This window comes from Cobetia sp. BL01 (genome assembly GCF_056493605.1).
The window spans coordinates 1-8,220 of the sequence record NZ_JBVBEE010000016.1 but is presented as its reverse complement, the minus strand read 5'-3'; the positions used below and the strand labels follow the sequence as shown (position 1 = coordinate 8,220).

Here is an 8,220-nt window from a genome sequence, read left to right as displayed (position 1 = left end):
CCCAGCCATTCGCCCAGGTCACCACTTCAATGAGGCCGCTGCAGCTTACGGCAAGCTCCGTCTTGATCCGTGTCAATGGACAAGGTTCGAATCTGCGCTAGGTTAAGATATACATCACTCTGCAGGAGCCCTGCCGCATGGCCAGGCACACGTCATTTCCTAAGCAATCCTCGCGGTCTGCCACCGCCTGGCATCGCTTTGGTCTGGTCATCCTGCTGGGCATGGTGCTACTGCTCTCTAGCGCCGCCACAATGGCAGATGACCCCTCCTCGGCAGATGCTCCCTCCTCTACTGAGTCTGGCCAGGTTGGCGTTGAGCCTCACGCAGATACGCACTCGAACACCGAGTTCATCAACGCAGACTATCCTCAACCGCGATGCCACCATGGCCATGGCACTCGTAATGTCGGCAGCGCCCTGTTGCGCCTGGAGCGCCAGGACTTGGAGCTCGAGCCCCTTCCCTTGAGCATGACGGCCCCGGCCATAGCGCCCCGGGTTGTCACCGCCAGCGGCTCGCCAAGTGCCCCTCCCTCACCCTCCTCGGTTCCTGTCTACCTTTTGACCCAACGCTACAGAGTCTAAGTCGACCTCGTATCTCCATCTCGCGCTTCCAGCCGTGGCCGCGTGGGAGAAAACCCGTGCCCGCCCCACATTGATCCAGGCAACTGCCGGAGTGGCCGCTGTGTGTGCAGAGACTCTTCCCACCATGAGAAGTGCATGCACATTCGCAACCACACCCGAGTGCTCGGTATCGGGTACGGCTTAGCGGACGTCACGAGGAAGACTTTATGGACGCACTGTTTTACTTCCTGCTTTGGGCAGCAATCCTCTTCTTGATGATGCGGTTCGGCTGTGGCGCCCACGTCATGGGGCACAGCCATGGCAGGACCAAACACGACAACGATAGCCCAGGGAATCAACGTGCAACTGAAGGGCTGGAGTGGATTCCGCCAGCCGAGGACGTCGACCCCGTCTGCGGCAAGACCGTCAGAACGAAAGGGGCCAAGCCAAGCGTCCACGATGGCCACGTCTTTTACTTCTGCTCTCGTGACTGCCGGGAGCGCTTCGAGGCCGCGCCCGAACAGTATCTCGTCCCTGGTGCAACGGCCTCGCCCCTCCAACCGGAGAACAAAGATGCCTGATGCCAATGCTCCGTTGACAGCCAAGCCCCGTTCAGGAACTCGCTTGCCGGTTCAGGCAACGCCGCGGATTCCCATGATCGCACTCGGGATGAGCCTGGGGCTGTTCCTGGCCGTAACCTTCATCCTTTGCGTCGGCTTCGATCTGCTGTTTCCCGACCAGGCGATGTATAAGAGCTGGCTGCGCTTGTTGCCAGGCTTCACTTGGCTCAGCTGGTCAAGCTTCTTCCTGGGGCTGGTCGAAAGTTTCGGCTACGGCTGGTACATCGCCCTGGTCTTCGGCCCGCTATACAACTTCTTTGTCACACGCCTCAACCGACACAGCGGAGCGTAGGCCATGAACGAATCCATCACTCAATACCGAAGGCCTCAACGCATGCGTGCGGCGTTGATTCCATTCCACTGAAGAGGTCGGAAACTGTCCGGGATCAAGAGCCGCCTACTTTCATCTCTACCTTCTCTTGACCCTTGGGTTACCCGCAGGCTTTAGCCTGACGTCAGGGCAAAGTAAGTAACAAGAAAAGGAGATCCGACCATGTGGGGCGACATGATGGCGTATATGGGGAGTTACGGCTGGGGGCATATGCTCTTCGGCGGGCTCATGATGGTGTTGTTCTGGGGCATCGTCATTGCCTTGGCCGTTCTCCTGGTGCGTGGCCTGACCCGAGGCCGGGGCGAGCCATTTTCTCAACGGCGGCCAACGGCCCTGGACCTTCTTCAAGAACGCTACGCCCGGGGAGAAATCGACCGCGAGGAGTACGAGCAACGCAAGCGCGATCTTCTGCTTTGATCGCACCTCCTGATTATTGGATACGGCACTATTAGTTTCGACCCTATCGAGATAGGGCCACGAGGTTGAATCAAGACGCGGAAGCGACGGAGACGATTCCATGACGCAACACCAACACGACCATTGTCACGGGCATGCCTCGCACGAGGCACCGACACTAGGCAGCGGCGATACGGACCAACACGCCGCCGGCAGCCAGGGTGGCGCCCAATACACCTGCCCGATGCACCCGGAGGTCGTCTCCGACCAGCCGGGTGACTGCCCCAAGTGCGGCATGCACCTCGTGCCCGTGGGAAGCGACGACTCGCAGACGCATGACGGGCATGGTCATGGGGCCTCCGCGCCGGCCCACGGCGGCAAGTACGACAAGGTGCCGGCCGGGCATGCCGGCGCCGTCTACACCTGCCCGATGCACCCCGAGGTGCGCCAAACCACTCCCGGTGCCTGCCCCCTGTGCGGTATGGGTCTGGAGCTGGAATCGGCGACGGTCGGCGATGAAGGGCCGAATCCCGAGCTGGTCGATTTTACCCGACGCTTCTGGGTCGCGGCCGTGCTCACGCTTCCGGTCCTGATTCTGACGATGAGCCCCTACCTGGGCCTCGGGGCCATTCGCGACTTCTTCGGTGAACGCAACGCGATGTGGATCGAGCTGGTGCTCAGCACGCCGGTGATCCTGTGGTCGGGCTGGCCGTTCTTCGTGCGCGGCTACAACTCCTTCCGCACCATGAACCTCAACATGTTCAGCCTGATCGGCATGGGGGTCGGCGCGGCCTATCTGTTCAGCATCGTGGCGGTGCTGGTGCCGGGCGTCTTCCCCGACGGCTTTCGCCGGGAAGACGGCACCGTCGGCGTCTATTTCGAGGCCGCGGCGGTGATCGTCACCCTGGTACTGCTGGGTCAGGTGATGGAGTTGCGCGCCCGTGAAGGCACCGGCAAGGCGATCCGCGCGCTGATGGACATGGCCGCCAAGACCGCGCGGGTGATCCGGCCCGACGGCAGCGAAGAAGAGGTCGCGCTGGAAGACGTGCAGGTGGGCGACCACCTGCGGGTGCGCCCCGGCGACAAGGTGCCGGTGGACGGCGTGGTGGTCGAGGGCCGCTCCTCGATCGACGAGTCGATGCTCTCGGGCGAGCCGGTGCCGGTGGAAAAGGTCAAAGACGACAAGGTCACCGGGGCCACGATCAACGGCACCGGCAGCCTGGTCATGGAGGCCACCCGCATCGGCGCCGACACCATGCTCAGCCAGATCGTCGAGATGGTGGCTGCCGCCCAGCGCAGCCGCGCACCGATCCAGAAATTCGCCGACAAGGTGGCGGGCAAGTTCGTGCCCGCGGTGATCGGCGTCGCCATCCTCTCCTTCATCGCCTGGGCGATCTGGGGGCCGGCGCCGGCGCTGTCCTATGCGCTGGTCTCGGCGGTGGCGGTGCTGATCATCGCCTGCCCCTGTGCACTGGGGCTGGCCACGCCGATGTCGATCATGACGGCCACCGGACGCGGCGCGCAGGCCGGCGTACTGATCAAGAATGCCGAGGCGCTGGAAGGCTTCGCCAAGGTCGATACGCTGATGGTCGACAAGACCGGCACCCTGACCGAAGGCAAGCCGAAGCTGGTGGCGGTGCTGCCCGAGGAAGGGCATGACGAGGCCGAGGTATTGCGCCTGGCGGCCAGCCTCGAACGTGGCTCGGAACACCCACTGGCCGAGGCCATCGTCGCCGGCGCCGAAGAACGTGGCGTATCCCTCGCCGATGCCACCGATTTCGAAGCCGTGACCGGCATGGGCGTCAAGGGGGTCGTGGACGGCCAGTCGGTGGCCCTCGGCAACGCCAAGCTGATGGCCGAACTGGGCCTCGATGGCGGCCGGATCTCCGAGACCGCGAACGCCCGCCGCGATGAAGGCGAAACGGTGATGTTCGTCGTGCTCGATGGCCAGATCGCCGGCCTGGTCAGCGTCGCCGACCCGGTGAAGGAGACCACCCCCGAGGCCCTGAAGGCGCTGCACAAACTTGGCTTTCGCATCATCATGGCCACCGGCGACAACGAGCGGACGGCCAAGGCGGTGGCCGGGCGACTGGGTATCGATGAGATCCGCGCCGACGTGCTGCCCGAGGACAAGGCCCGCATCATCCGCGAATTGCAGGAACAAGGCCGCAAGGTGGCCATGGCGGGCGACGGGGTGAACGACGCTCCCGCCCTGGCCCAGGCCGATGTGGGCATCGCCATGGGCACCGGCGCCGACGTGGCGATCGAAAGCGCCGGCTTCACGCTGGTCAAGGGCAACCTCGACGGCATCGTTCGGGCCCGCAAGTTGTCGCTGGCCACCATGCGCAACATCAAGCAGAACCTGTTCTTCGCCCTGGTCTACAACGGGGCCGGCGTACCGATCGCCGCCGGGATCCTCTATCCGTTCCTCGGCATCCTGATCGGGCCGATGTTCGCCGCCTTCGCGATGAGCGCGTCTTCGCTGTCGGTGGTGATGAATTCGCTGCGCCTGCGCCGGGTGAGGATTTGATCATGCATGACGAAAAGGGGTGGCTGGAGCGAGGACCCAGCAAAGGCAGCTTCTGGCTCATGGTGGCGATCGCCCTGGCGGTGATGGGCTTCCTGCTCTGGGAGGAGCACAAGGTGCACCTGCTCGGTGCCCTGCCCTGGCTGATCCTGCTCGCCTGTCCGCTAATGCATGTGTTCATGCACGGCGGACATGGAGGCCACGGGGGTCATGGCGGGCATGATGATCACAAGGGAGGACGCGATGAGTGATGACGTACCCGCCTATGGGCTGTGGGGCCTGGTCATTCTCAACTCGGCGATCTTCATCTTCTTCGCCTTCAGCTTCTTCAAGCCGCAGACGCGCCGCGACTGGCGCTCGTTCGGGGCCTTCAGCGCCTTCCTGGTGGCGCTGTTCACGGAGATGTACGGCTTCCCGCTGACCCTCTACTTCCTCTCCGGCTGGCTGCAGTCGCGCTACCCGGAGGTGGACTGGTTCAGCCACGATGCGGGCCACCTGCTGGAGATGCTGTTCGGCTGGCAGGCCAACCCGCATTTCGGGCCGTTCCATCTGCTGAGCATGGTGTTCATCGCCGCGGGTTTCTGGCTCATCGCCGCCGGCTGGCGGTCACTCTATACCGCCCAGCGGCGGGGAGAACTGGCCACCACCGGGCTCTATGCCCATGTCCGGCATCCCCAGTACGCCGGCTTCGTGCTGGTGATGACCGGCTTCCTGCTGCAGTGGCCCACCCTGCTGACCCTGGTCATGTTCCCGGTATTGGTGTGGATGTACTCACGACTGGCGATCCACGAAGAGCGCGACGTAGCGCGCCAGTTTGGCGACAAATGGCAGACCTACGCGGCCCGCACGCCACGCTTCATTCCGCACCTGCGGATGGCGAGTACGAGTGGCTGGCGCCTGTAAGGACAAAATCCCAGAGGTGCAGTCATGAAAAGCAGACGTTTTTCTCGTCGGCACGATCGTGGTCGTCAGCGACGACTCGCCCGGGGCTTCTTCTGCCCCTGCCACGGCTCCCAGTTCGACTTCGCCGGACGCGTGTTCAAGGCGGTGCCGGCGCCGATCAACCTGAAGGTTCCGCCGTACCGCTTCCTGTCCGAGTCCCGGATCGAGATCGGCGCCCACGACATCCTGACACTGAGAGGTATCCACTATGACCGCCAAAACATCCACCACCAAGCCACCCACGGCTCATAAAACCCCGCGCAAGCGCCAACCCACCGCCCCACCAGAGATGGACGCCCCGATGACCGCACCCGAGCCCGAAGAAGGCACCCTCCCGAGCCACCCGGCCACGGAGCTACTCGCCTATCAGACCGACCTGTGGCGACGCGGCGTACGCTACCTGGACACGCTGTGTGAGCGCGCGGACAACATGCTCGAGCATGAGCAGGCGGGCAAGCCGCCACTGCTCGACTTCGATTACGAGATGCTCGTGGATGGCCGTCGACTGGCGCGCCCCGCCAACTATGCCCTGCTGCGCATCACCCGGGTCGGCGAGGACTGCCTGGAGGGCTGCCTCGACGAGACTAGGCCGCCAGTGATGATCGTCGACCCGCGTGCCGGCCACGGCCCAGGCATCGGCGGCTTCAAGCGCGACTCCGAGGTGGGCATGGCGCTCCACGAGGGACACCCGGTCTACTTCGTGATCTTCTTCCCCGAGCCCGTCCCCGGCCAGACACTGGAGGACGTGCTGCACGTCCTGCGCCGCTTCGTCGAGACGCTGGCCGAGCGCCACCCCGGCCAGCCGCCGGTGCTCTACGGTAACTGCCAGGCGGGCTGGGCCATCGCGCTGCTCTCCGCCGACTGCGAGGGTCTGGTCGGGCCGGCGGTGCTGAACGGCTCGCCGCTCTCCTACTGGTCCGGCGAATCCGGCGTCAATCCCATGCGCCTCGCCGGCGGCCTGCTTGGCGGTGCCTGGCTGACGCACCTGATGGCCGACCTGGGAGACGGGCGCTTCGACGGTGCGAACCTCGCCACCAACTTCGAAGCCCTCAAGCCTGCGAATACCCTGTGGCAGAAGGACTATCAGCTGTTCGCCGACATCGACGGCCAGCGCGAACGCTTCCTCGAGTTCGAGCGCTGGTGGACGGGCTTCTATAGCCTGAGCAAAGAGGAGATCGTTGCCATCGTCGAGAACCTTTTCGTCGGCAACAAGCTGGAGCGTGGCGAGCTCGAGGTCTGCCCCGGCTGTAGCGTCGACCTCAAGCGCATCCGCAACCCCCTGGTGATCTTCGCCTCCGGCGGCGACAACATCACCCCGCCCCATCAGGCGCTCAACTGGATCCCCGCGGTCTATCCCGATACCGCGGCACTCAAGGCCGCCGACCAGCGTATCGTCTACCTGCTCAATCCCCACGTCGGGCATCTGGGCATCTTCGTCTCCTCCAAGGTGGCGCGCCTCGAGCACCGAGCGATCCTCGAGAGCGTCGGCAATCTGAATGACCTGGCCCCTGGCCTCTACGAGATGCGCATCGACAACCCCACCGGCGACCCCGACTGTCACAAGCCCCAGTTCCAGGTGCGCTTCGAGGAGCGCCGCGTGGAAGACCTGAACTTTCCCGACCAGGCCCCGGCGTTCGAAGGGGTGCGAGCGCTCTCCGAGCACAATGTGGCCCTCTACGAGACCTTCGTCGGGCCCTGGGTGCGGTTTTACACCACCCCCTGGTCAGCCGAGGTGCTGCGTCAACTGCATCCGGCGCGGACCAGCCGGCTGATGTACTCGGAACGCTTCTCCCCCTGGATGACCGGTGTGAAGTGGCTGGCCGAGATGGTAGAGACCGCACCGGCGCCGATCGATAGTGACACCCCCTATCGGCAATGGGAGACGCTGTTGAGCGACTCTATCGCCTCGACGCTGGAGCTTGCCGGCACGACCCGCGACAGCATGTACGAGATGGGGTTTCGCAGCCTCTACGGCGGGGGATGGTGGAGCGAGAACGAGTGACCCAGTCGAAGCCGACCCGGTTTACAGCCAATACCTATAGAGCAACCCACTAATGGAGAGCAATAAATGAAGATCGAGACCTTTCATGACCTGATCGACTGGACTCGCCAGCTGCATGCCCAGTTGGCCGAGTGCTTCAGGCACTGTGCCACCCGGCAGGAGGAGGCACGGGCCAAATCACTGCTGGAGTATCTCGCCGATCACGAGGCGGTCCTGGAGCACACCGTGGCCAGCTTCGAGAAGCAGGCCGACCCCAAGGCCCTAAACACCTGGGTCTACGATTATCTGTCGCATGCGCCCATCAAACCCCATCAGGCGTGCAATTTGCCCTATGCCGAGATGGGCTTCGAAGACATCAGCCGGGAAGTCTTCTCGCTGCACGATCAGGTCATCGCGCTATACCGCTACCTGGAAGGACGCGCCGACATCCCCGAGGCTCGGGATCTCGTTCGCGAGCTCTTGAAGCTGGAGGAACACGAGGCGATGCGTCTGTCCCAGCAGATCAACCGGGCTCGGGATCTATAGATGTCGACGCTACAGGGCCGTCTAAGCAGAGGTCGTAGCCACTAATGAAGAACGGATGATCGCCCGGCACGTGCAGCGCACATTAACCAACACCCAGGAGGTGACATGACCCAGACGGCAACGCCAGTGGCCCTTGCGACGCTCGATGATCTGATTCAGCGAGCCGGTGGCGGTAACCCGATCCGCGTCGCCGTGGTCAACGCGGCCCAGGCCGCCGTGCTGGAGACGCTTCGCGAGGCGGCGAGGCTGGGCATCGCCGAGCCGGTGCTCATCGGCCGTCCCACCGAGATCGTCGAGGCCGCCGCGGCGATCGGGTG

At 64.0% G+C, this 8,220-nt stretch carries 9 protein-coding genes and 1 pseudogene; all 10 read left to right on the top strand.

Features of this window, described 5'->3' with window-relative positions; all coding sequences use genetic code 11:
• The first annotated feature begins 787 nt into the window (after positions 1 to 787).
• On the top strand, positions 788 to 1,141 hold the full coding sequence (locus tag ACZYGA_RS16895) for a YHS domain-containing protein (RefSeq protein WP_052384923.1): 354 nt from the start codon (positions 788 to 790) through the stop codon (positions 1,139 to 1,141).
• On the top strand, positions 1,134 to 1,472 hold the full coding sequence (locus ACZYGA_RS16890) for a DUF5676 family membrane protein (protein WP_225347873.1): 339 nt from the start codon (positions 1,134 to 1,136) through the stop codon (positions 1,470 to 1,472). Before ACZYGA_RS16895 ends, ACZYGA_RS16890 begins: the two co-directional genes overlap by 8 nt.
• Positions 1,473 to 1,673: 201 nt before the next feature.
• Positions 1,674 to 1,928 (top strand): SHOCT domain-containing protein, encoded by a 255-nt coding sequence (locus ACZYGA_RS16885; protein WP_043337204.1) that lies wholly within the window; start codon positions 1,674 to 1,676, stop codon positions 1,926 to 1,928.
• 100 nt (positions 1,929 to 2,028) lie between these two features.
• The gene (locus ACZYGA_RS16880; RefSeq protein WP_479399716.1) at positions 2,029 to 4,437 is read left to right on the top strand and encodes a copper-transporting P-type ATPase; all 2,409 of its coding nucleotides are present in this window, start codon (positions 2,029 to 2,031) and stop codon (positions 4,435 to 4,437) included.
• 2 nt (positions 4,438 to 4,439) lie between these two features.
• The gene (locus ACZYGA_RS16875) at positions 4,440 to 4,685 is read left to right on the top strand and encodes a DUF2933 domain-containing protein (protein WP_052384922.1); all 246 of its coding nucleotides are present in this window, start codon (positions 4,440 to 4,442) and stop codon (positions 4,683 to 4,685) included.
• The gene (locus ACZYGA_RS16870; protein WP_087720110.1) at positions 4,678 to 5,337 is read left to right on the top strand and encodes a methyltransferase family protein; all 660 of its coding nucleotides are present in this window, start codon (positions 4,678 to 4,680) and stop codon (positions 5,335 to 5,337) included. The genes ACZYGA_RS16875 and ACZYGA_RS16870 overlap by 8 nt, the downstream gene beginning before the upstream one ends.
• An 84-nt stretch (positions 5,338 to 5,421) precedes the next feature.
• A pseudogene (locus ACZYGA_RS16865) lies at positions 5,422 to 5,628 on the top strand (hypothetical protein); the annotation flags it as partial.
• A gap of 49 nt (positions 5,629 to 5,677) precedes the next feature.
• Positions 5,678 to 7,378 carry a DUF3141 domain-containing protein gene (locus ACZYGA_RS16860; RefSeq protein ID WP_213115273.1) on the top strand — a complete coding sequence of 567 codons (1,701 nt, stop codon included), beginning with the start codon at positions 5,678 to 5,680 and terminating at the stop codon, positions 7,376 to 7,378.
• 66 nt (positions 7,379 to 7,444) lie between these two features.
• Complete coding sequence (locus ACZYGA_RS16855; RefSeq protein ID WP_043337196.1) at positions 7,445 to 7,903, top strand: hypothetical protein; 459 nt, start codon at positions 7,445 to 7,447, stop codon at positions 7,901 to 7,903.
• Between the two features lie 105 nt (positions 7,904 to 8,008).
• On the top strand, positions 8,009 to 8,220 hold a 212-nt coding region (locus tag ACZYGA_RS16850), incomplete at its 3' end, for a hypothetical protein (protein ID WP_479399715.1).